Here is a 22933-nt window from a genome sequence, read left to right as displayed (position 1 = left end):
GAACGCGAGACCACCTGGGTCACCCATACTGAGGCCGGCGACGTGTGCACGCTGCCGCGCGATCTCGACCTTGACCGGCGACGCGGTCACGGTCAGAACCGGACAGTAGCGGGCTCGTCCGGCCTGTAGTCGTCCGGCCCGCCGCCGCCTCGCTCGCCGAGGAAGACGATTGCGTCGAGGTCGCCACGCGTGAACCGCGCCTCGTACGACCAGGAGAACCCGTCCTCGATGTCGTCGCTGCTGCCGTGGAACTCGAAGCTTCCGTGCATGTTGTGGTCGAGCCAGAACGCCTCGTCGACGGTCTGCTCGTCTGGACCGGCGACGCCAATTCCGCGCTGGAGCAGTTCCTGGGGCTCCGCACCCTCGCAGAACGAGACGTACTCGTCCCACGAGTCGAAGCCGTGTTCGGCGGCCTCGGCGTGCTTCTCCTCAGGGGTTTTCTCGCGGAACTCCCGTTCTCGCCGCAGCAAGCGTCCTGCCGCGGTGAGCTTGAACGCTCGCATGGCTGGCCGACCGATCTCCTTCGTCTGCCACTCGATCTCGGACGGGCTCCGTTCGCGTGGGAACTTCGGCAGCTCGACGCCGTCCTCGACGAGCAGTTCGTCGAACAGCCCCATCGGAACCAGCTCTTGGAACCCTGACGGCAAAAACGTCCACCCCGTTCGTCAATCGTTGTCACTGCCTCGCCGAAATAATTGGGAATATGATAGAATATTGCTGAGATTCGCCGACGAGAACAGTTTCTGCTAGTTATAGCGGTGCGAAAAACGTCGCGTTCCGATATATGCGCAAGCGACACCACAGCCTGCGTTCCTCGCCCACGTCGGAGAGCGTAGACGCACCAGCAGCCGTGCGTGCAAATGGTGGGATGTTGAACGGCGACGGCTATCGGCCAACCGCCGACAGTTGATCGCCGGAAGTCCATGTCAAAGCCCCCTTCCTCAACGAGCGAACCCCCTGCGGGTGAGCGAAGTAGGATGGGGTAGTTTACAGATATTCGCTTCGGAGTCGCTCGACGTAGGCACTGTCCCAGTGTTTCGTCTCAACAAAGTACGTCAGCACGGCGTCGACGTAGGCCGCTGAGAGAATTCCATCACGTGCGAGCGAACAGAGAACATGCGGCGTGGTGAAGAGCGTGTTTCGGTCATCGAGGGCGAGAGAGACGAGGAGATAGTTCGTGGTGTTGAATTCGTCGGTAAGAAACATCGCGGCTTGGAGATCGTTTGCGAGCCAGATCGCGTGTGATTCGCCTGTGTCCAGTCCATAGGTCAGCGGCGCTTCGAGTGCCGCTTCGACATCGTGCGTCGTCAGGTGGTGGGCTGCCTGGAGCACGAGGTCGGCGGCTCTAGCGAGGAGGTCGTCGCCCACAGCAGCCGCTCCAATCTCTCCCATCACCACGTCCGGAACGTGGACCTCGTACGTCGAGAGTAGTGCTTTAAGTGGATCCGCTCCCGTCGGCGCGCAGTCGCTGGCGTCGACACGGACTGTCGCGAGATTCAGCAGCGAATTCGCATCGACGACGATCGTCGATTGGCCCGCCATTTGTTACGCGTTCGGTTCGTCGCTGTCCGACCACGTCTCGACGTTCCCCTCGTAGAACTCGTCGTCACTGGGAAGCTCGTCGTCGAGGACTGGCTCGGGTGGCGCGCGATCGATGGAGTCACGGAGGAGTTTCAGCCGCATCGCCGCTTCCGTTCCGAGGAGGTCCTCGATCGTCTGGTAGTCAGCTCGACCGTCGTAGTAGGCTTGCTTGAGGCGAGCGCGAAACTCGTCGTCGTCGGTCAGTTCCGCGAGTTCGTCCTGTAGGGCGTCGATGAGTAGCTGCGTTCGGGAGATATCGAGGAGGTCGGCAGCCCGATCAGCACGCTCGACGAGCGCCCGCGGCGCGTTAAAGTCGACGCGCGTTTTTTCCTCCGACATCACACTCTATGTGTAGAACCTACACACAAATAAGCGTGGCGCCACCAATTCGAGGCGAAGCCGCTGACTCCCCGCAGCCGAAACCTCTGCGTCCAGAGAGATTCACAGCGGTAGCGAAGCGAAAACCCACCCGTTTACGGAGGTGCGAGGAGAAAGCCCCGCCGTTCAGGGCGGGGATGAATCCGACAAGCTCTACCTGAACTACGTTCGACGTGCCGAACAGATGTCTTAAGTGGCCAGATGGCGTGTCAATCTACAACCGAGGCGGTCTACCCGCCCGACTAATCGGACAGTATCGGGATTCCCTGATTCCAAGTGGAAGACACCCTCTTCCGTACCGGAACTCGGGGTGTAAGCACTAAGAAGTACCTCCGAATCCCATGCCGGGATAGGAGTAACGGCTGGTTGGCACAGCCAGTAGCTGTCCTTCGGGGTGGCTACAAACCTTAAACATCCCAACCCAGCGGTGCGGTACCGTGGGAATCCTCGCCCTTTCAGGGCGGGGAGGATGTCAATCTCAGTGGTCGGTAAGTCGTTGTTCGATGGCGTCGAGGACGGTTGAGTACACATCAAGTGGGTGGTGAGAAGAGAGCGCAAGGTCGGTGATGTCGTCGCTGTCTGGGGGGTGGTGGAAGTGCACTCGTGTATTATGTGGATTCGGATGGCGATCCCATCGGCACTCCCATTGGGGGCCGTCCGCGCTGGTTTCGACGTAGTGCAACGAGAAGTCGCCGGTCGTGAACCACCGAACGTCTAATCGGGCGGCAGTCGTTGACGCCGGGTAGTGGGTCATGTCGAAGTGTGCATGGAGTAGCCGTGGTTCGTGGGGATTGGGGTCGAAGGCGGTGTCGGAGATGAGATTCTCGCGTGCGAGGTGGCGTTCGAGGAGACGGAGCGTGTGTCGATCCGGCGGGCCAGTCGAGGCCGAGGAATCGGACGGCGGACTCATCAGGCAGAGATGAGGTGGCCGTCGTTTTGGGCGAGTTGGCGGGCAAGTTCGTAGAGCCGGATATCTCGCGCGGTGGCTTGCCACTCACTCACCGCTTGCATGCGTTCGTGGAGTGCCTCATGGTCGTCTAGCTCGAAGACGGTGACAGATTCCGGGTCAGCGGTCTCGAAGCGCTGCTCGTAGGTTTGTTGTTCGGCTTCAAGATCGGCGACGCGGTCGATGATCTCTTCAACCGAGAGTTCGCGGGCGATGCGACTGGCTTCCTGCCACTCAAGATAGCCGTCATCGCGTTCGTAGCGCGCCGGCCGGCTCTGTTCGTCTTTCCGGACGACACCCATCTCCGTGAGCCGGTCAAGGTGTTTTTTCGCGGCATTCGCCGAACAGTCCGCTCGCTCCGCAATCGCACGGTACGTCGTCGGTGTAGTGACGCCGAGGACAACATCGTAGACACGGTCAAAGGTGTCCGTGTCAGCCTGCCAGCGCTGGAACCCGTCGTTGCCGTCTGGCGCCGGATCGAACTCGCTCATACCACTGCTAACGCACACTATGCAAATATATGCTTTGCTCGCAAGTATATCTGTGAGTATTTAGAGAGTCCATTTCGTCTGTCTTCCGCCACTTGGTCAGGACTGATGGACCTACACAGCGGTAACAGCCGGGCAGCAACGACATCACGCTCTTCAATCCGCGAGGTAGCACGGTTCGTCTCATCCGTGCTGTGATCTCACCCAGAGAACTGGTATCTATCCGTCCATTCGTTCATCTACGTCGGCGTCAAGCTCCTCGATATCGAGACTCGGAGAGATGTCGGGCTCAGTCTCCAGAATGATCTCTTGGAGCTCCTGAAGGATGGTCTCTGCCTCAAGAACGGGTATCTCTTGTTCACGGGCCATGATTCGCGCGTTCATTTTCGACTGTGTGTACGCCCGAGCATACTCAATCGCCGTCGCGAGTCCGCTGACGCCGTGGCGGTCAATATAGAGTCTGAGGTTCTCGTTCGACTGGCTTTCCGCAAGGGCGACAAGTAGCGTCGGGGTGATCTGGAACGTCTCCCCACCCGCCTGGATAGTCATATCAACCTGACGGGCTCGGTATCGGTGTGGCTGTGTATCCGTAACACGCTTAATGAGACCGATGTCCACGAGGTGTTTGACATCCTCATAGACTGTCGTCGTCGAACTCTCGAGCCCTTCAGCCAACTCCTCGACAGTCGGTGAGTCGAGTTCAAGGACGCGAGTGTAGAGTTGAGCGAGTCTCTCACTCTGAACCACGTCGGAGACTGCCAACATCGTATCAAGCGGGTGTGAACGCGATACAGCGGATTCTGCCATGTGTTTTAATTTTCGCGGAATACTAAAAATCTGCTGGTGGGATAGTGACGACCCGAATATCTACAGGCGGGACAGGCCGAGTGCCTCAGGGCTTGACCCCGAGGCAGTTCACAGAAACAACGAGAATCGCGCCGGTGATGGACTAGCGGTCAATCCCCCAACTTCGTTCCTGTGCGGCGATTCTCCCGATACTCCGCCCACGCTTGATACATCTCCACCTTTTCTTCCTTCGTCATCGTGTTGTACTCATTCGCATAACTGGGCCAAGCTAGCGGGCGAGGCGGTCTCGATAGCTGCTGGTATTCAAATCTTAACCAACACTAGTGAGGGCTTGGTGGATGCTGTTGGTTAAGGACTGAGACAAGCAGGTTCTTGATTCGTCGCTGCTGGTCTTCTCCCCCACCCCACTGTGTCGAGTGTTCTTCCGATGGCCCTGCTGTCGATTCTGTTCGTACATCTCTTTGCTGTCGGTTCTCCCACCCCACCGTGTCGAATGTTTCTCGACGGAATCAGCTCTGCGTCTATTCAACCATCACTCCATTATAGAAATCAAGGAGAATACCCGTGCTTCAGGCGCGGGAGGATGTTAATGGGCCAGGTGATGAGACACACCACCGTTGCAACTGAAGCGTGTCCCACTGGTGTTCCTTTCAAGAGAGTTCGGCCTCATTACAGAGAGACACACCACCGTTGCAAGTGAACCAGGATAGTTGAAGCTGCAACAGCAACTAACAGGCGATACACGACGCAGCAGGTAACGATATAGGACCAATTAGTGGGTGGGATTCGACATTCTTGCGTTTCACGCTCTATTGTTGGATATTAGGTTTTCAGCCAGTGGAGATTGTGTCATATCTTCACTTGTATTGGTGGTGTGTTGTTCTTCTAGCTCCTCACGTTTCGATTCGCTTGCAACAGTGGTGTGTGGGTGTTCACTTGCATCAGGTGAAATGGTGGTTTTATTACGCCCTCTCGGGGTTTTGCGATTAATGTCTAGTTTCGAGCGCAAGCAGAACATCTTCGCAAACAAGGATGCGCTCGGCGAATCCTACCAGCCGAACAAGATTGAGGAACGCGATGAAGAGATCGAGAAGTACATGGACGCCCTCCAGCCAGTCATCGACGGCTGGGAACCAAACAATATCTTCGTCTACGGGCGGAGCAGGCCGAGTGCCTCGGGGCTTGATCCCGAGGGTGAAGGCTGTAAGCTCGGCTAAACGTGTTCCACTTTCGCCGTGGATGGCTGACATTCAAGATGACCGTACTACTACACTATACTGGCACGGATGACCGACTCGCAGGCTCTCGTGAAGACGCTGGATTTCCAACTCGACATCCAGAGTGACAACGAGAGCCTACTGAAAGACGCCACGCTCGAAGCCCAATCGGTGTACAACGAAACCATTCGCCTCGCCAAAGATGGCGTGGACTGGGACGCAATTCCCGACCGCGTGGCCGACGACGCAAATCTCGTGAAGAACACGACGCAGCGCGTCGTCGCCAAAGCACTCGGCGCGATGGAGAACTACTACGAGTACGACGACTTCGACCAACCCAGTCACACCAAGGACGGCGCGTACCCGCTTCGAGCCAACTACGAAGAAGGGTACAACCTGTCGCTGGCTGACGACGGTGATGTCTCGTTCCGCATCAGTGCGAAGCCGTACAAACACGTCAAAGGCGTCCTCGAAGGCGACGACGCCCACCTCGACATTCTCCAGACCGCGCTCACGAGCGGCGAATGGAAGATTGGGACGGCTGAAGCCCTGTTCCACAACGACAACCCCGAATTGCACGTCAACGTCACCAACACCGAGCAGACCGTTCGAGACAAGCAGGACTCGCAGACAATTGTCGGCGTGGACGTGAACGAGGATAACGTGGCGTTGACCGCACTCTCAATGGATAGTGTCGAAGATACGTTGGTTATCGACTTCCCCGAAATCAAGTTCGAGCGTCATCGCTATTTCACGATGCGCAAGCGCGTGCAGAACGCGGGGAAACCGAGTATCCACGACACGCTGGAAGGGCGTGAGGAACGGTTTGTCCGTGATAGACTCCACAAGGTGAGCCGTCATATTGTGGAGTGGAGCCGTCAGTTCGAGAAGCCGTGTATCGTCTTTGAAGACCTCAAAGAGATGCGCGACAGTATTGACTACGGCACGCGGATGAACCGACGCTTGCACCACCTCCCGTTCCGTGCGCTTCAATACTACACGTCGTACAAGGCGGCCTTCAAGGGGATTCCGACCGCGTGGATTAATCCCGAGTACACGAGCCAGCGGTGTCCGATGTGCGGACACACGGAGCGTGCGAACCGTCATAAGAAGCGGTTCAAGTGCCGGGACTGTGGGCATCAAGACCACAGTGACCGTGGTGCAAGCGTTAATATCGCCGTGAAAGGCATCGAGAAGCACCAGGATTGGAATGTGCCTGCTCTCAACAGCCTTCCCCAAGTCAGGAAGGTGCGACGGCAGGCATCGGGGGCCGTGGACGCCCCGACCGTGACCCACCCGACTGCCCGAGGCCACCTTACCGATGGTCGGATGGGAGTGTCCGACTAACCCACGGGAAGCCTCCGGGCTTGACCCCGAGGCGGTTCACCAAGAACTCGAAGCCCTCGGCGGAACTGTTCTCATTGTTCTTGACGAGGTCGATGCGATTGGCGACCGTGACGACCTCCTCTACGAGTTGCCGCGCGCCCGCTCTCAAGGAAATCTTGAGGATGCGAAAGTCGGAATCATCGGCATCAGCAACGATTATAAATTCCAAGAACAGCTTGACCCACGCGTTCAGGATACGCTCTGCGAGCGCGAACTCCAGTTCCCGCCGTATGACGCGCTCGAACTCGCGAATATCCTCGACTCCCGGACGGATATTGCAATTGCTGATGACTCGCTGGCAGAGGGCGTGACCCAGCACTGTGCGGCGCTGGCCGCTCGTGACAGTGGGAGCGCCCGCCAGGCACTGGACTTGCTTCGGTTAGCCGGTGAACTCGCCGAAAATCAAGACGCGGATACAATCTCTACGGACCACGTCGAGGCCGCCCGCTCTGAACTCGAACGCGAACGCGTTGAAGAAGGCATGCGCGAGCTGACAACCCATGGTCGGCTTACACTGCTGGCGGTGGTCTCGAAGGCTGCGAAAGCGGACACGCCTAGTCGGACGCGCGCCATCTACGATGAGTACGCGTCGCTGTGCAAGTCAGCCGCGAACACCGATGACCCGCTCAAACAGCGCTCTGTCCACAATCACCTTTCCGATCTCCACATGCTCGGTATCCTCTCCAAATACGAGAACCGCAGCGGCTCCAGAGGCAACTACTACAGCTATGAGTTAGACGTCCCGTTCGAAAGTGCCGTTGATGCCATGGCGGATGTCCTCATGCTTGACGCCGAAATCGAGAAGATAGAGGGACTCGCGTCTCGGAACGGCGTCCTGTAGCGATTGTGCGATGGATATCATTGTAGTGCCGTGGGTTCGTGCTGTCCGGGTATTCGGCTAGGAGACAGGTGGACACACCACCACTGCAAGTGAAGATGGTGGCTAGGGGTCGCCTGTGGCGCGCTGCGGGAGTGTTTTGATTATTGTTGGATGTCTAACTGCCGTTCGAGACTCCTTGTTACCAAGTGAGTCCCTCGTACGTGAGTCCGTCGCGGCGCTCGATAATGCGTCGGCCGTCGACGACGACCGGCAATTCCATGGCGTCGAACTCCTCATCGAGTACAGCGAACTCGTCCCAGTCGGTACAGACGATGCACGCGCTTGCGCCCGCAAGTGCGTCCTGTGGTGCGTCCGTATACTCGAGAGCCGGGAAGTGCGTGCGCATGTTCTCGGCGGCGACTGGGTCGTAGGCAGCGACGTTTGCACCACGCTCTTGAAGGCCATTAATAACGGGAATCGCCCTAGAGTCCCGGACGTCGTCGGTGCCGGGTTTGAACGCAAGCCCAAGCACGGCGACGCGCTCGCTCTTGACGTTGACGTGGTCGTCAAGCAGCAAGAGGAGGCGCTCTGGCTGGCGGTCGTTGACCTCAACGGCGGCTTCGAGCATCGCCGGCTCGTAGCCCGTCTCTTTGGCCGCGTTGATGATGGCGTTCGTGTCTTTCCCGAAGCAGCTGCCGCCCCAGCCAAGGCCGCTACGGAGGAAACGCTCGCCAATACGGTCGTCGAGCCCGATCGCGTCGGCGACTTCGTAGGCGTCGACGCCGAACTCCTTGCAGATGTTTCCGATGTCGTTGATGAGGCTGACTTTCGACGCGAGGAAGGCATTATTGGCGTACTTGATCATTTCCGCTTCCTCAATACCAGTCTCAACGACAGTTGCGTTAGATGCCTCGATGAGGGGCTCGAAGATGTCGTGGAGGGTGTCAATAGCGGTCTCGCTGTCGCTGCCGAAGACGACCTTATCCGGGTTTTGGAAGTCCTCGACGGCTGTGCCCTCGCGGAGGAACTCCGGGTTCATCGCGACGTGGAGATCCGCGCCGAGCTGCTTGCCGGAAGCGTCCGCGAGAATCGGCGCGAGTGTCTCCGTGGTCGTCGTCGGGATGACCGTACTCTTCGTGACGACAACGTGATCACCATCCTTCTTACGCAGGGTGTCACCGAGCGTTTCGGCGGCTGCTTCGATGATTGACGTGTCGATGCTGCCGTCCTCTCTAGAGGGCGTTGGGAGCGCGAGGAACGTGATGTCCGTGTCGAGAATATCCTCGTAGTCTGTAGTTGCCGTGAGTGTGTCGCCACCATGGGTTGCAAGTAGGTCGTCGAGCCCAGGTTCGTGAATTGGTGCTTTGCCGGCGTTGATTGCGTCGACGATGTCTTGGTCGATGTCGACGTTGACGACGTCATGGCCCATGTCGGCGAAACACGCGGCGACGGTCGTGCCGACGTAGCCGCTGCCGACGATACTTACTGGATTATCTATGGGTTTGTGGGACGCCGCTTCAGGGTTTGGTTCAGCAAGTCAACAGACCTATGACCGTGTACGGCTATCCTTCGGACAATATGAAAGCGGTCGTGCTAGCCGCCGGTGAGGGCACGCGCCTCCGGCCACTCACTGAGGACAAGCCCAAGGGTATGGTCGAAGTCAACGGGAAACCGATTCTCACGCACTGCTTCGAGCAGCTCGCAGAACTCGGTGCTGACGGACTCGTCGTGGTCGTCGGCTACCGGAAGCAGGACATCATCGAGCACTACGGCGACGAGTTCGATGGCATTCCAATCACGTACGCCCACCAACGCGAACAGAATGGACTGGCGCACGCACTCTTGCAAGTCGAGTCGCATATTGACGACGACTTCATGCTGATGCTCGGCGACAATATCTTTCAGGCGAACCTTGAGGACGTGGTTCGTCGCCAGCAAGAGGATCGGGCTGACGCGGCGTTCCTCGTTGAGGAAGTCGGCTGGGATGAAGCGAGCCGGTATGGGGTGTGTGACACGAACAAGTACGGCGAAGTGACGGATGTCGTGGAGAAGCCCGACGACCCGCCATCTAATCTAGTGATGACCGGCTTCTACACGTTCAGCCCCGCCATCTTCCACGCCTGCCATCTTGTGCAGCCGTCGAATCGTGGCGAATACGAGATCTCGGAGGCGATCGATTTGTTGATTCAGAGTGGACGGACGATTGATGCGATCGGGCTGGAAGGGTGGCGCATCGACGTTGGGTATCCCGAAGATCGGGAGGAAGCTGAGGAGCGGCTGGGTGAAACGGAAGACGCCGTGGCGTGAGTGGACTCCCGTTTACTGGATTGCCTTGATTCCAGTACGAATATATCCCTCAAGCGGCTCCGGTAGCTGGCTCACGAGGGGGAGTATTTCTTCTGGTGGAACGACACCGAGTTTGATACTCAACGCCGAGTACACGATGAATCCGAGCGGGGGAACGATTAGTAATGAACCTATCGAGGACCCAATTGCCGTTGCTGTTGGGAAAATGATTGCCGCGGTGATGACTGCAGTCACTGCAATTCTAGGTAGCCGGAGGTCAGAAATCGGATTAAACCCGACGCTACGTGCGGCCCAGATATGGAAGAAGATCATTACGCCGTAACCGATACTAGTTGCTACTGCTGCACCTGCCATCCCATATTTGGGGATGAGGAGTAGATTCAATACTAGGTTCAGTATGCTAGCTGCTCCAGTTGCTGCGATTAACGGACGGAGGCTGCCTTTCCCTTGCCCAACTGCGAAGATCGGACGTGCGAGCGCAAATCCGACTGCGCCGGGGAGTAAGAGGAGCAGTGGAAGAACGGTGGGCTGGAACTCTGATCCGAAATACAACGGGACGAATTCGACTGCGAGTGACGCGATTCCTATCGTCAGGAGCAGTGTGAGTGAGAGGTTGTATCGAGTCGTTCGAGAAGTTAGCGTCGAAATTCGTTCCGTCTTCTCGTCCGCCCACAGCTCTGACGAGGAATGCAGGAGTACGGTCTGGAGGGTATTCGGCACAAACCAAAGGAACTCAGCGATCACGAGTGCCGCCCGATAGTATCCTGTCGCTTGGTCTCCAGCTATCAGCCTCAGTAGGAGAACATCGACGTGGTAAAGTGACGCGGTCAATAGAATTAGGACGACGCTGAGACTGTTGAACGAGAGTAGTTCCCGCTTCGGGAATCCCTCGTGGATAGGGGTAAACACGGACCGGATGTCGACATACCTGAAGAAGATGACGTAGCCGAGGGTCATGACTGTTAGCGTAGCGAAGATATGCCCCACGAGTACGCCTACGATGTCGTATCCTAAGTAGAGAAGCGCAAGAGTTGAGATTCCAAAGAGAAATTTCCTCAAAACAAGGAGTGGTTCGCTCTTAGACTCTAATCCGAGACCCATTAGCCCGCCTCGGACGACGGAGTTCGCCTGTCGGGCCACGACTAGCAGTCCGAGCAAGTAGAAGTAAACCTCGAAGCCGGATCCGAGAACTCTTTCCGTGAATCCGTACCATGAGAAAGCGGCGTAAATAGCTGCAGCAAGGGTAGCTAAGACGAACGCGACTCGCAAGTAAAATCCGAAGACTTGTTCGACCCATTCGGAATAGCCTCTGTCCTCCGCGATAAACTTTCGTGTCCCATCAAAAATTCCGGCGTTTACGAGGATCATCGTGACGCTAAGAACAGAAAGAAGGAATGCATAGTCTCCATATAGGGAACTACCGAGGAATCGCACTAAGAGGGGTGTTATTATCACTCCAAGGAAGATTACGCCAATTTTTGACCCAAGAACCGAGACGAATCCGCGAATGAGATTCATATAGATTGTGTCAGGGCTGGAGCGGACAGGTGTGGCTGATTATTACGAGGCGTGCTTCCACGAGTTACTTTTTTGCTTTAAGCGTAATCTCTGAGTCCCCCTTTGTCTGTAGGCGTTGTACGGAGAACCCCCATTCTTTTAGCCGAAATTCAAGTTCCTCTAAGGAACTTCCGAAGTCTTGAATGGAGGGCCGTTTCGATACACCGGGTAAATGGACTTCACAGTAGACCACCCGGCAACTCGGTGCAGAAAGAACCTGTTCTAACCCGTCTAACACGAGCGGTTCCGCCCCTTCGACGTCGATCTTCACTACGTTCGCGGGCGGTATCTTGTCGTCGGCCACTAGTGTATCACCTGTCGTCGTTGGAACAGTAATCTCTTCTCTGGTTCCACCGGTGTTGATTGACGAGGAACCGTATCCGATGTCGTCATCGTTTGGTTGGCTGAACTTGATTTCACCGACGGAGTCGGAGAGTGCGGACTTGATGACCGTGACGTTGTCTAGGCCGTTACGTGTAATATCCTGCTGGAGGACTCTGATGTTCGGTGGGTACGGTTCAAACGCGACCACTGTCCCTTGTGGGCATTTCTTTGCGGCGAACAGTGAGTAGAGACCAGTGTTCGCGCCGACATCGTAAACGACGTCGTCCTCTTTAATTGCACCGAGGAAGTCACGGAGTTCTTTAGACTCTGATTTGAATCGTTGTCGGTTACGTCGCACTAGTGTCGGGGTTTCCGCAGAGAATTCAACAGTTCGGTTGGTAAGCTTTAGCGAGTAGTGTCCTCGTGCCGCCATCGATTTGCAGTAGATCTCTCGGTAAACCTTCTGTAGCGTTTTCTTGAGCAAGATTAACGCTCCATCTTCCCGAAAGACGGAGATACCTCGGTCGACGAGGGAAGTCACAATTGAGTCCAAATTACTGGAGCGTCGGGATATCTGTTGCGGTGTCGTTGCTGTTACCCTGATCGAACAACCGATTTGGTGGAGACTGACGGCGTGAGCCTTGATGGGCGTTGCCGTTCGCTCATTCTTCCACGATTCTTCTAAATTCGCGAGCTCTCGCTGAGAAAATCCGCGAGTACCTTGGTCGATTAACCCGATCTACTCCATCGTGTTTAGTTTAGCGAGTTCCACCAGACGGCGAAGGCTTGCAACCACGATTCCGCTGTTGTTGGCTCGACGTGGCTGAAACTATTACTGAACGAGGAAGTCCGTCGTTTTATCTCTCGAAAAACACGTTCGACAGCATTCCGATTCCCATGACGAACGGTCTGGAATCGAAGCCCGACTCGCTGGAGTGCTGTTTTGAGGTGCTGGGCGTGATCAACTAGAAACACGGCATCTTCGACGTCGTGTTTCTCGCGTAATTCCTGCAGGAATCGTTCAGTCAACGCTGTTGTTGTCGTCGGAAACAGCCGTACATGCAGGAATCTGTTCGAGGCTGGATTGATGGCAGCGTACAGCCAGTACTGCTGGCCGTCGATGCGGATCACCGTTTCGTCAACCGCAATCTGATCCGGACTAGCGTTGCTGGCGGGCTGTAGATCAGCTTTCTGTACCCAATCATGGACCGCTTTCCGCGAGCGTTGGACACCGAACTTCTCAAGTTCTTTTACTGTATTCGAAAGTGAAAGACCAGCCAAATGAAGTCGAATACCGAGGCTCAGTACCTCACAAAGCTCGCAAGTTGAAGGAGTCCGCTTGCTGAGTTGTGTCCAAGCAAGCAAAGCAAGCGGACAATGAAATCCACGAGGACCAGCTCCTTAACTTCCTCGTCAACTGCCTTGACGAGGAAGTTTCTCTGAATCTCGCCAACAACGCTGAAATCGGTGCAGAGGACATCTACGAGGTCCTCGTCGGCGCGACCGCCGACGGGACCTCGATCTCGACGCTGTGCAACTCCAGTGAAGACTCGCCATCGGCGAACACAGTTCTCTATCATCTACGGACGAAGTTCGAGCCCGAACGGCTCGAACGAGTCGCTAACACGCTTCTTCGACGAGACATCGTCGAACTGCTCCCCGAGCAGGTGGAGGTCTGCGCAGACCTCCACCTGCGACCCTACTACGGTGATGAAGACGACACAGACGCTCTCTACCACTCGGAAGCGAAGCGTGGAACCACTTCGTTCCACGCCTACGCCACACTCTACGCGCGTGTGAAGAACAAACGCTACACGCTGGCGGTGCGCCGTCTCGAAGACGGCGACACCGCCAGCAGCGTCCTCGCTGAGTTCCTTGGTGTACTCGACGGCCTTGACACCGAGGTCAAGGCCGTCTACCTTGATCGCGGATTCTACGACAGCAAGTGTCTCACGCTGCTTCAGGCGCACAACTACGCCTACGTGGTCCCAATCATTCAGTGGGGTGAGGCGATTCAGCAGGAACTCTCGGAAGGATGGAGTCGCATTATTCAACACAACCTGACAGGGAAACTCGACGGTCACAGCTGGACCGTCGAGTTTCCCGTCTACATCGACTGTACGTACCTGAACGGACGATATGACGAGAACGGTGTAGCGCGTCACGGCTACGCCGCTGACGCGCCGTTCATCGAGACGCCACGCGAAGCGCGATACCACTACAGCAAACGCTTCGGTATCGAATCGAGCTATCGCTTGTCCGAGCAAGCGATAGCGACGACAACGACACGAGACGCGACGGTGAGACTGCTGTACGTCGTAGTGAGTCTGCTGCTACAGAATGTTTGGCGGTATCTCCACTACGAATACGTGGCGACGCCGCGCCGAGGCGGGCGTCGCCTCTGGTGGTGGCCGTACAAGGAGTTCGTGAATATGGTTCGACGGGCTGCGTGGACGGCCCTTGCGGTGCGTCGGGCCGTCCCCGCGAACCGACCACCTGACGACCGATTCCACCGCTAACCACTGACCGGGACAGCCCCGGCACTGAGTGGCGACGCTGTCGCGTCGGCGGCTAAGCGCCGCCGACAGCGACAGCTTCCCGTCGATCTGTGAGGAGATCGCGGTCGGTCACTGCACTCCGCAACAGAAATCAGACCTCAGACTGACTCAACTGAGGACGCTTTGTGAGGTACTGAGGCTCATCAGCTCGCTCGGTGTCCGCTCTCGCTCCACAAACTCTAACTCGATCCAGTCGCTACAGCCACTGAGGCGAGTGATCTCAGCCATAGACAGCAGAAATCACTCTCGCCTCACTTTTCAGTCTTAACTAAACACGACCATCTACTCACTCCCCAAACTGATTCAACTAGGCCGTGCCACTATCGTATAATGGAGATTATTTGATGAGAGATTTGTAAAGTGTTTCAAACTCTTGTTGAATCTGCGTTGGATTATACCGCTTGCGTTCTTTTCGTGCGTTTATTGATAATTGGGATAAACTCTGGTGCTGAGCTATTGAGATAATCTCCTCAGATAATGCGGAGACTGTTGGCTCAACTACGCTACCAGCCTCTCCAATAATTTTACCAGCTGCTCCGACATTCGTCGCTACAATCGGTGTTTTCGCTCCCATAGCTTCTAGAAACACCCGACCGAATGGCTCTTCCCACTGTCCAGGATACACAAAGATGTCGTGGTTAGCGTATACTGACGGAAGTTCCTCATAAGGGACGTGCCCACGAAAGTTAACGGCATCCTCAAGATCAAGCTCCAGGACGGACTGTTCTACTTCTGATCGTAACCCTCCGTCCCCAGCAATTGTGAGTCTGAACTCACGATCGCGTTCGTCAAGCCGCGCCATCAGCTTTGGCAGCATTTCTACGCCTTTGTGTTCCTCTAAATACCCAACGTACAGGAGTTTGTATGGTTCCGAAAAACCGCTCTCGTGAGGCACGACAAACGATTCGTCGATTGGGTTTGGAATTACTGTTATCCGCTCACTGGGGAAGTCGAATTCCGAGTACGTTTGCTTGACGTGTTCAGAGAGCGCGTGAAATCCATCGATACTGAGCTTCTCTGGTTCGATACTTTTTATCAGCTTATAGTTACCTAATCTACTTGCGATTCGGTATGCTCTCCCGTGTTTTTGGCTTCCCCCGCTCGTCTTGGCAATACAGGGAAGACATCGACTTGGACTGTTGTCGTCGCACCTCGTGTTGTCCATATATTGCAAGTCATTTTTCGGACAAACTCCAGCATAGGCGTTTAGTGTGACCAGGGTGGACGCTGACGTTTTCTCGCTAATCGTCTCCATCGCTGGGATTAGCGACGTGAGATAACTGCTGACGAGATCGTATTGATCAAATTCATCAAAACGCCCTTGTATCGCTTTATTAAGTGCGATATTTGTATGAGGGATTCCTCCCTCAGAAAGATACTTGATATCAATATCTGATGTTTGGTGTTTGGATACCTGGGGGCGCTCAGCACAATATACAGTTATCTCATGGTCTTGATTGGTTAATCCTTCTATAATCTGATTAGCGGTATGGGTTGCACCTGTTCCTTCTCCCCCAGGCCAACTCGGATGTATGAATCCAATTTTCACTGGAAGGATATGCAAGTAGTCGCTGGTAATGCTTTACGCTTCTGCACCTCAAAACACTTGAAGAAACGGTTTAGATTGGTAAGTCTGGATATTTTCTCTACCGAAGGTTGTGAATACAAGAGATGGTAGTAATTGACAAAAGTGGGGAGTACAGACGCTAGAACTATTGCATTCGGAATCTCAACATATATACAATCAACACTCCTTCTACTCAATATGCGAACTGCAGGCCGATTCATTCGAGCACTCCGAAACCCACGTCTTTTCTTTCGAGGGTTAAATCGAGCTTATCATACCTGGGCTAGTTTGCGATCTGAAAATATGGACGGTTTAGATATCTTCGGTGAAGACTGGGATACTCTCATCGTACTTGATGCTTGCAGATATGATATGTTTGAGGAAACTAATCAGTTAGATGGAACCCTTTCCTCGCGAACATCAAAAGGATCCGCAACGACGGAGTGGCTACAAGCGAACTTTGACGGCCGAGATCTTCGTGACACTGTCTACATTACGGCAAACCCACAGCTCGAGCGAAATCGTGAAAGGTGGGATATTTCACTCCACGAAACGGTTAACGTTTGGCTCGAAGATAGCTGGGACGGCGAGACAGGGACCGTTCGTGCTGAGGCAATGACCGACGCTGCACTTGATGCAGTCGAACAGTTCCCTCACAAGCGACTTGTTATCCATTATATGCAACCACACTATCCGTTCGTCCCCGCGGATACCCAATTCGATAAGGAACACCTTCAACAGATCGGTAGTAGCGGAGAATCTGCCTCAGACGAGAATCTTTGGAATCAGAAATTCTTAGGCGATCTAGATATCTCGGAAGGACAGCTCTGGACGATGTACGTAGAGAACCTTGACTACGTCCTTGAACACGTTGAGCACCTATTAGAACAACTTTCCGGAAAAACGGTTATTACCGCCGATCACGGAAATTACGTCGGTGAACGTGCGTCGCCGATTCCGATTCGTGAGTATGGGCATCCTCGTGGATTGAACGACGACCCCGTAGTTCGTATTCCTTGGCTAGAATACGAGAGTGGATCCCGTCGAGAAATAACTGCACAATCTACTGACGAACCAAGGGAGAGCATTGATTCGGAACTCGTTGACGAACGATTGCAGAATCTTGGATATAAGTGACTTAATGATAGTTGATTAATCGAAACCTGGCGCGTCTACTCTTCAACTATCAGTAGGCTATTTTCGCGATCTAGTTCTTCTCTACAGCCTTCTCGAACTCGGAAACCAGGTTAGCTTGCGTAAACGACCCTTCTACCGTTCTTCGACCTGTTTTACCCAGTCTAACTCGGGCCGATCTATCTTGGGCGAGCTCTTGAATTGCAGATGTGAATGCATCTGTATTCGTAGAATCATATAGGAATCCGCTCTCCCTATGTTTCACGTTTTCCCCCATCCCCCCTACGTCACTACCAACGACTGGAAGGCCTGTTGCCATTGCTTCAAGAACCGTGATACAGAGTCCTTCGTGATGTGATGGCTGGAAGTAAATATCTAACTCAGACAGAAATCCGGGAACGTCCTCAACAAATCCCCGTAGCGTAACGTTCGCGAGTTCCCGTTGCTTAATCTCCTCCTCCAGTTGGTCGCGTAACTCTCCATCCCCGCCAATTTCGAACCTGATATTGGTTTCCTGAAGTCGTTCGGCGACGTCTAAAATTGTGGAATGATTCTTTGGCTTGGTAAGTCGTCCAACGGTCCCGACAACTGGTGTGTCGGTTGCTTCGTGGGTGACGATTGGGTAGTCACTCATCTTTATGCCTGCAATCGGAACTGTGTGGACAAGCGAACTATCGATACTCGTTTCCTCTACGAGCGTCTCTGCAACAGCCTCTGAATCTGCAAGAACTACGTCCGTAAGATTGCTCGTCAGATTAAATATTCTCTTCCGTTTTTGGGTTTTGAAAGACGAGCTGTGTCGCCATGTTCCCACTGTTGCGCCGGGATTAACGACTCCTGCAAGTTTCGCTGTCATTGCAGAGTGGAAAAGCGACCCGACGATGACATCAGCGTCGCGGACGACGCGGACGAACTTCCCCCCTGATGATAGCAGATTACCAGTCGAGTGACGGAGTCGGAGTACGTCAACCCAGTTAGGGATCTGATCTTCGACTCCCGTACTCCTTCCATCGAGAACAACTACAGTCACCTCGTATTCACTCCTATCAAGACCATCTAGGAGTCGACACATCCCGACCTCGGCTCCGCCGACCTCCAGAGAATTTATAATGTAGACAACATTTTCCTGCTCGACCATTGGTGCATTATTTCCCCTCAACAGCAAAAACACCTTCCCATGAACCTGCCATTAGCTGCATTTGAGTCGAAAATTCACTCTGTTTCCCCAAGATGTCTACTCGCTCACTAGGAAAACCTTAAACGCGTGGTCCGTATTTTGACGGGGTAATTCCGCGTCTGTTATGTATTCCCAGTTATGCCTCTATGGTATCAACACGACCTCGGAGATGATGCGAGGGTCTAGAAGTGAACAATGAGGGAGAAAACACGCCAAGCGCTTCCGGTCTTCGCTATCGCGATCTTCGTTCGCGGCATCGCTGCGGTAGTGACGACGCTTACGACGCTAAATCCGGATTCAACAGCCGACGCAGTCGGGTTTGGAAACACCGCTGAGACGATCGCCCGCGGTCTCCGGGAAGGACAACCATACCTGTATACATCTGGATCCGTAGACCTGTCTCAGTGGCTTTTCCCACTAGGAGGTGTAGACATCTACACGCTCTGGGGGACGTTCCTCGCACCGTTCTGGCTGCTACCAGGACCGAGTGGTTTCTACGCACGCCTCGGAAACGCGTTTCTCGGTGCGTTCGCCGTCTATAATGTCTACCTCATTGCTCGCTACTATCACTCCCATCACGCTGGCGTCGTTGCTTCGCTTCCGATGACGATCTATCCCAGTATCGTTGCGGTCCAGAGCACATTGCTCCGCGAAGCACTCGTCCTGTTCGGAATTACGACTGCAGCCCGGCTCTTGATGATTCCGTCAAAGCGGAGGTCGCGGTTCTCCTGGGCGCTCGCTGGCCTCGCCCTGCACGTTTCGTTGTTACTGCGCAACGATAACGTCGTCATCTATGCCGCAGCAATCGTCGCCGCACTCGCAGTGTATGCCGTTCAATCGGGTTACATCTCCAAGCGCGCTCTTGGCATCGGACTCTCCCTTTCCCCGGTCGCGTTTGTTGGTTCGCTACCGGTCGTACGGGATGGAGTCAAGTTCCTCGCATATCTCCGCGAAGTACGTGCAGGGGGCCGTGCTGTCTACTTGCCCGAGGTTATCCCACGGACGATACTCGAACTCGTAGCCTTCAGTTGGGTCGGTGCAGCGTACTTCCTCTACGCGCCGTTCCCATGGATGATCGCGACGATTCCGGACTTACTGGTCAGTATCGAGGGGGTAATTAACGTTGCATTCACGGTTGCCGCGGTGTGGGGCGTCCGATTGCTCGGCCGGAAGAACGCACATGCAACAATCGGTCTTCTCGTCGGACTAGCCGCCGCCGTCGTCTTGTACGGTGTCGGTACTGTCAATTACGGAACTGGAATGCGGCACCGACAGATGTTCCTCTGGGTCATCTTCCTGTTCGGCGGCATCGGTATCTCGGAACACGTACGGTTCGTGTGGCCGTTCGAATGGGGTAGAGATACGTTCTCGACGTCCGAAACGCAAACTCCCTCGCAGTCTGACTGATTATAACGCTCGCTCATCCCACAACCGATTGAGTAAATTTGCACAAGATTGCTTAGTGACTTCACTAGTGACCCAGTGTGCGTCGAGCGAAACGCTGATTACGTGATGTCCTCTGAAAGAAATTAGCTCTATTATGTGTGGCATCGCCGGTTTACACTCCACCTCTAGCCCACCCGATGCGGCAACACTGGACCGAATGAACGACTGTCTCGTTCACCGAGGGCCGGACGAGGACGGCACGTACGTGGACGGCCCTGTTGGCCTCGCGCATCGCCGACTCAGCATCGTTGGCATCGATTCCGGACGACAACCCATCTTCAACGAGGATGGCTCGATCGCCGTCATCTTCAACGGTGAAATCTATAACTACGAATCCCTCCGTGCGGATCTCCGGAAGCAGGGACACACCTTTTCTACTAACACAGATACGGAGGTGCTCGTCCACCTCTACGAGGAACGAGGAGACGCCTTCGTCGAGGAGCTTGACGGAATGTTCTCGTTCGCGTTGTGGGACGGCTCGCGTGAACGACTCGTCCTTGCCCGTGACCCGATGGGAATCAAGCCGCTGTATCTCGGTGTCGAACCCGGTGGTCGAGTCGCGTTCGCGTCAGAGCTCTCCGCGCTGTTCCCTCTGGAGTTTGATTTCGGTGGGTTAGACCAGTCGGCGATTGCAGAGTATTTCGCATTCGGGTACATTCCCGCGCCGAGATCGGCGTTCCAGAACGTATCGAAACTCCGTCCCGGGGAACTTGCGGTCGTCTCAAACGGAGAAGTAGACCGATCGCGATTCTATCAACCAGACATCGACAGGGTCGAGCAAGACTTGGAGACCGCTGCATCAAATCTCCGTACTCGAGTCGAGCAGGCTGTCGAGGAACGCCTCCAGGCAGACGTGCCGCTCGGTGCGTTCCTGAGCGGCGGCATCGACTCCAGTATTGTCACTGGAATCCTAGCGAACGTCCGCGACGACCCCGTGAGTACGTTCAGCGTCGGCTTCCACGAATCACAGTTCGACGAGACGTGGGCTGCCAGAGAAGTCGCATCCTACCACGATACCGACCACCACGAGTACAAAGTGTCGCCGTCTGATGTCCGAGAAGTTATCGACGAGGTCGTTCCAACGCTCGGAGAACCATTTGCGGATTCCTCGATTCTCCCCACGTACATCGTTTCTCAGAAGACGCGCGAGGAGATGACGGTTGCACTCTCTGGTGATGGTGCCGACGAGCTGTTCTCGGGCTACAACAAGTATCGGGGCGAATACTACTCGAAGTACTATCGCGTTATTCCCCGAGCAATTCGGCGGAACGTGATTGAACCATCCGTCAACCGTCTCCCGGCATCTCGCGGGACGAAAGCCGGTAACGCAATCCGGCAGGCACAGAAGTTCGTTCGGGGTGGTGAGCCTGATTCGGCAGAACGCCAGTACCAGTGGATGGCGCTAGCAACGGCCCGGAGTTCCCCGGCCGTGAAACAAGTCGACGTTCACGACCAAGCCGTCAACCGGGTTGCAGACGCCCAAGATGAAGCAGTAGCCTCGCTCCCCGACGGCCGGCAGGACGACCTCGCCATGATGCAGATGGCCGATGCTCGCTTCGCACTTCCGGATGGAATCCTCGCAAAAGTCGACCGTGCGAGCATGCTGAATTCGCTGGAAGTTCGCGTTCCATTCCTCGATACGGACGTCTTCGAGTTTGCGATGGGGCTCCCAACTTCGCAGAAGATCACGCCGACGGAACAGAAACTGGTTCTGAAACGGGCGTTCGATGACGTACTGCCCGAGAAGATTCTACAGCGCGGCAAACAGGGGTTCGAGGTCCCAATCGGGGAGTGGTTCAAAGACGAACTGAGCTCAGAGTTCACAGAAGCGCTATCCGAATCCGAGACGGAGATGGTTGACACCGACTTCGTCTGGGAGCTCTATCGAGAGCACGTTGAGGGCTCCCGTGACCACGCTCACTTCCTGTGGGCAGTATACGTGTTCCTGCGATGGCACAGCCGGATGGGCGAGGAAGGCATTCTCTGATCCGTCGATTTTCGAATCGTCCGTGTCAGATTCCGGCTACTCAGTCAGCAACTCTTGGTACACCTCGTCCAGCTCGTCGACCATCGTCGCGACGGAGAACCGGTCAGCACGTTTTAGTCCACGCACACCCATCTGTTCACGCAACTCCTCGTCCGCCAGCAGTCGCTCTAGCCGGTCGGCCAACGCGTCCGAATCCCCGGTCGGAATCAGATAGCCGTTCTCGCCGTCTTCGACTTGTTCGGGAATCCCTGCAATATCAGTAGCCACGACGGGCAACCCGCTCGCCATCGCTTCCGTAATCACTCGGGGCGTCCCTTCGCGGAACGACGGCAACACGAGCACGTCACTCGCCGCGAGCACGCGCGGGATGTCGTCCCGGAACCCCGTCAGGAACACGTCCTCGGCCAACCCACGGTCCTCGACCGCCGCGACAAGCGAGCCGTACAGCGGACCGTCGCCGACGATGCAGACCGACCCTTGGAAGTCACCCAACGACTCCACGGCGTCCAGTAATACCTCGTGGCCTTTGCCGTCGGCGAGCCGCCCGACCATGACGACGCGCGGCCGCTCCCCGGGTAAATCATCCGCAGGCTGTGCGTCCGCGAACGCGTCCAAATCCACACCGCTGTAGACGGTCGTGTACTGCTCTGGCCGACCGATGCCGCGCTCCAGGTAGTCGTCGGCGATGACGTCCGCGTTCGTGACGATGCGGTCCGTGTACGTTGCGGCTTGCCGCTCGCATGCGAGCACAAACCGATTCAACGAGTCGCTGCGGTCGTCGGCGAACGGTACGCCATGCACAGTATGTACGACGTTCGGCACGCCAGCCAGTGCCGCCGCGAAGCGCCCGATAATGCCGGCTTCCGTGCTGTGCGTGTGCACGATGTCGAAGTTCTCGCGTCGGAGGTACTGCGCCAACGACAGCACCGCTGGGACCGTCGTCACGGGATTGTAATGACGAATCAGTGGGAAGCGCTTCGTCTCGATACCATCGCGCTCCAGTAAATCGACTTGTTCTTGGTCGTACTCGGCGCCGTACCCGACCGTAAACGCGTAGTCGTCGAGACCCTGTACGGTCGCGATAGTCTTCGCTTCCGCGCCGCCCTTCAGCAGGCGCGTGATCAGGTGGAAGACGCGCGGCTCGCTACCGGTCATCGACTGTCACACGTACGCAGACGCGTCTCGCCGACTTAAGACTCCTTCTCCACGGCCGCACCGGGCACGTCACACGAGTAACGACACCCTAAAATCCC

Annotated in this window: 19 protein-coding genes and 4 pseudogenes; 8 read left to right on the top strand and 15 right to left on the bottom strand. The window is 55.6% G+C overall.

Annotation, left to right across the window (positions count from 1 at the left end; translation table 11 throughout):
* Positions 1 to 92: 92 nt before the first annotated feature.
* The 6 genes from ABSL23_RS05960 to ABSL23_RS05935 form a co-directional block, all read right to left on the bottom strand.
* Entirely contained in the window at positions 93 to 617 is a 525-nt protein-coding gene (locus ABSL23_RS05960) for a hypothetical protein (protein WP_353635056.1), read from the bottom strand.
* 370 nt (positions 618 to 987) lie between these two features.
* On the bottom strand, positions 988 to 1542 hold the full coding sequence (locus ABSL23_RS05955; protein ID WP_353635055.1) for a hypothetical protein: 555 nt from the start codon (positions 1540 to 1542) through the stop codon (positions 988 to 990).
* 3 nt (positions 1543 to 1545) lie between these two features.
* Complete coding sequence (locus ABSL23_RS05950) at positions 1546 to 1920, bottom strand: hypothetical protein (protein ID WP_353635054.1); 375 nt, start codon at positions 1918 to 1920, stop codon at positions 1546 to 1548.
* Positions 1921 to 2437: 517 nt separating this feature from the next.
* Positions 2438 to 2869, bottom strand: coding sequence for a hypothetical protein (locus ABSL23_RS05945; protein ID WP_353635053.1), 432 nt, complete (start codon positions 2867 to 2869; stop codon positions 2438 to 2440).
* The gene (locus tag ABSL23_RS05940) at positions 2869 to 3396 is read right to left on the bottom strand and encodes a sugar-specific transcriptional regulator TrmB (RefSeq protein WP_353635052.1); all 528 of its coding nucleotides are present in this window, start codon (positions 3394 to 3396) and stop codon (positions 2869 to 2871) included. The genes ABSL23_RS05945 and ABSL23_RS05940 overlap by 1 nt, the downstream gene beginning before the upstream one ends.
* 216 nt (positions 3397 to 3612) lie before the next feature.
* A complete protein-coding gene (locus ABSL23_RS05935; RefSeq protein ID WP_353635051.1) occupies positions 3613 to 4200 on the bottom strand; it encodes a helix-turn-helix domain-containing protein in 588 nt (195 codons plus the stop codon).
* An 812-nt stretch (positions 4201 to 5012) separates the two neighbouring features.
* Here ABSL23_RS05935 and ABSL23_RS05930 point away from each other — a divergent pair.
* The 3 genes and pseudogenes from ABSL23_RS05930 to ABSL23_RS05920 form a co-directional block, all read left to right on the top strand.
* A pseudogene (locus ABSL23_RS05930) lies at positions 5013 to 5357 on the top strand (cell division control protein Cdc6); the annotation flags it as partial.
* A gap of 129 nt (positions 5358 to 5486) precedes the next feature.
* Positions 5487 to 6764, top strand: coding sequence for a transposase (locus ABSL23_RS05925; RefSeq protein WP_353635050.1), 1278 nt, complete (start codon positions 5487 to 5489; stop codon positions 6762 to 6764).
* A 34-nt stretch (positions 6765 to 6798) separates the two neighbouring features.
* Positions 6799 to 7644, top strand: a pseudogene (locus ABSL23_RS05920) (cell division control protein Cdc6); the annotation flags it as partial.
* Positions 7645 to 7822: 178 nt separating this feature from the next.
* On the opposite strand, the gene aglM reads toward ABSL23_RS05920, so the two are convergent.
* Complete coding sequence (gene aglM / locus ABSL23_RS05915) at positions 7823 to 9052, bottom strand: UDP-glucose 6-dehydrogenase AglM (RefSeq protein WP_353635049.1); 1230 nt, start codon at positions 9050 to 9052, stop codon at positions 7823 to 7825.
* Between the two features lie 149 nt (positions 9053 to 9201).
* Between aglM and aglF the strand changes: the two genes are divergently transcribed.
* Positions 9202 to 9930, top strand: a complete 729-nt coding sequence (gene aglF, locus ABSL23_RS05910) for a UTP--glucose-1-phosphate uridylyltransferase AglF (protein WP_353635048.1) — start codon at positions 9202 to 9204, stop codon at positions 9928 to 9930.
* A 12-nt stretch (positions 9931 to 9942) separates the two neighbouring features.
* Here the strand turns inward: aglF and ABSL23_RS05905 are convergent, their stop codons facing one another.
* The 4 genes and pseudogenes from ABSL23_RS05905 to ABSL23_RS05890 form a co-directional block, all read right to left on the bottom strand.
* Positions 9943 to 11448 (bottom strand): polysaccharide biosynthesis C-terminal domain-containing protein, encoded by a 1506-nt coding sequence (locus ABSL23_RS05905; RefSeq protein WP_353635047.1) that lies wholly within the window; start codon positions 11446 to 11448, stop codon positions 9943 to 9945.
* 64 nt (positions 11449 to 11512) lie between these two features.
* Positions 11513 to 12352, bottom strand: a complete 840-nt coding sequence (locus tag ABSL23_RS05900; protein WP_353635046.1) for an FkbM family methyltransferase — start codon at positions 12350 to 12352, stop codon at positions 11513 to 11515.
* A gap of 51 nt (positions 12353 to 12403) precedes the next feature.
* Positions 12404 to 12502 (bottom strand): annotated as a pseudogene (locus tag ABSL23_RS05895) (IS6 family transposase); the annotation flags it as partial.
* A 62-nt stretch (positions 12503 to 12564) separates the two neighbouring features.
* Positions 12565 to 13176 carry an IS6 family transposase gene (locus tag ABSL23_RS05890; protein ID WP_353635045.1) on the bottom strand — a complete coding sequence of 204 codons (612 nt, stop codon included), beginning with the start codon at positions 13174 to 13176 and terminating at the stop codon, positions 12565 to 12567.
* Here ABSL23_RS05890 and ABSL23_RS05885 point away from each other — a divergent pair.
* The gene (locus ABSL23_RS05885) at positions 13161 to 14330 is read left to right on the top strand and encodes an ISH3-like element ISH27-3 family transposase (protein ID WP_353633369.1); all 1170 of its coding nucleotides are present in this window, start codon (positions 13161 to 13163) and stop codon (positions 14328 to 14330) included. The two genes, ABSL23_RS05890 and ABSL23_RS05885, sit on opposite strands and share 16 nt — an antisense overlap.
* A gap of 174 nt (positions 14331 to 14504) precedes the next feature.
* Here ABSL23_RS05885 and ABSL23_RS05880 read toward each other — a convergent pair.
* Positions 14505 to 14597, bottom strand: a pseudogene (locus tag ABSL23_RS05880) (IS6 family transposase); the annotation flags it as partial.
* 109 nt (positions 14598 to 14706) lie between these two features.
* Complete coding sequence (locus tag ABSL23_RS05875) at positions 14707 to 15918, bottom strand: glycosyltransferase family 4 protein (RefSeq protein WP_353635044.1); 1212 nt, start codon at positions 15916 to 15918, stop codon at positions 14707 to 14709.
* Positions 15919 to 16239: 321 nt separating this feature from the next.
* On the opposite strand from ABSL23_RS05875, the gene ABSL23_RS05870 reads away from it, so the two are divergent.
* The gene (locus ABSL23_RS05870; protein ID WP_353635043.1) at positions 16240 to 17073 is read left to right on the top strand and encodes a hypothetical protein; all 834 of its coding nucleotides are present in this window, start codon (positions 16240 to 16242) and stop codon (positions 17071 to 17073) included.
* Between the two features lie 70 nt (positions 17074 to 17143).
* Here the strand turns inward: ABSL23_RS05870 and ABSL23_RS05865 are convergent, their stop codons facing one another.
* Positions 17144 to 18208 (bottom strand): glycosyltransferase, encoded by a 1065-nt coding sequence (locus tag ABSL23_RS05865; protein WP_353635042.1) that lies wholly within the window; start codon positions 18206 to 18208, stop codon positions 17144 to 17146.
* A 234-nt stretch (positions 18209 to 18442) separates the two neighbouring features.
* On the opposite strand from ABSL23_RS05865, the gene ABSL23_RS05860 reads away from it, so the two are divergent.
* Entirely contained in the window at positions 18443 to 19654 is a 1212-nt protein-coding gene (locus tag ABSL23_RS05860; RefSeq protein WP_353635041.1) for a glycosyltransferase family 39 protein, read from the top strand.
* Positions 19655 to 19850: 196 nt separating this feature from the next.
* The gene (gene asnB / locus ABSL23_RS05855; RefSeq protein ID WP_353635040.1) at positions 19851 to 21680 is read left to right on the top strand and encodes an asparagine synthase (glutamine-hydrolyzing); all 1830 of its coding nucleotides are present in this window, start codon (positions 19851 to 19853) and stop codon (positions 21678 to 21680) included.
* Between the two features lie 36 nt (positions 21681 to 21716).
* Here asnB and ABSL23_RS05850 read toward each other — a convergent pair whose 3' ends face one another.
* Positions 21717 to 22835, bottom strand: a complete 1119-nt coding sequence (locus ABSL23_RS05850; RefSeq protein ID WP_353635039.1) for a glycosyltransferase family 4 protein — start codon at positions 22833 to 22835, stop codon at positions 21717 to 21719.
* Positions 22836 to 22933 lie beyond the last annotated feature (98 nt).

Source organism: Halobacterium sp. NMX12-1, from assembly GCF_040435975.1.
Lineage (GTDB): Archaea > Halobacteriota > Halobacteria > Halobacteriales > Halobacteriaceae > Halobacterium > Halobacterium hubeiense.
This window is presented reverse-complemented; position numbering and strand designations above follow the sequence as displayed.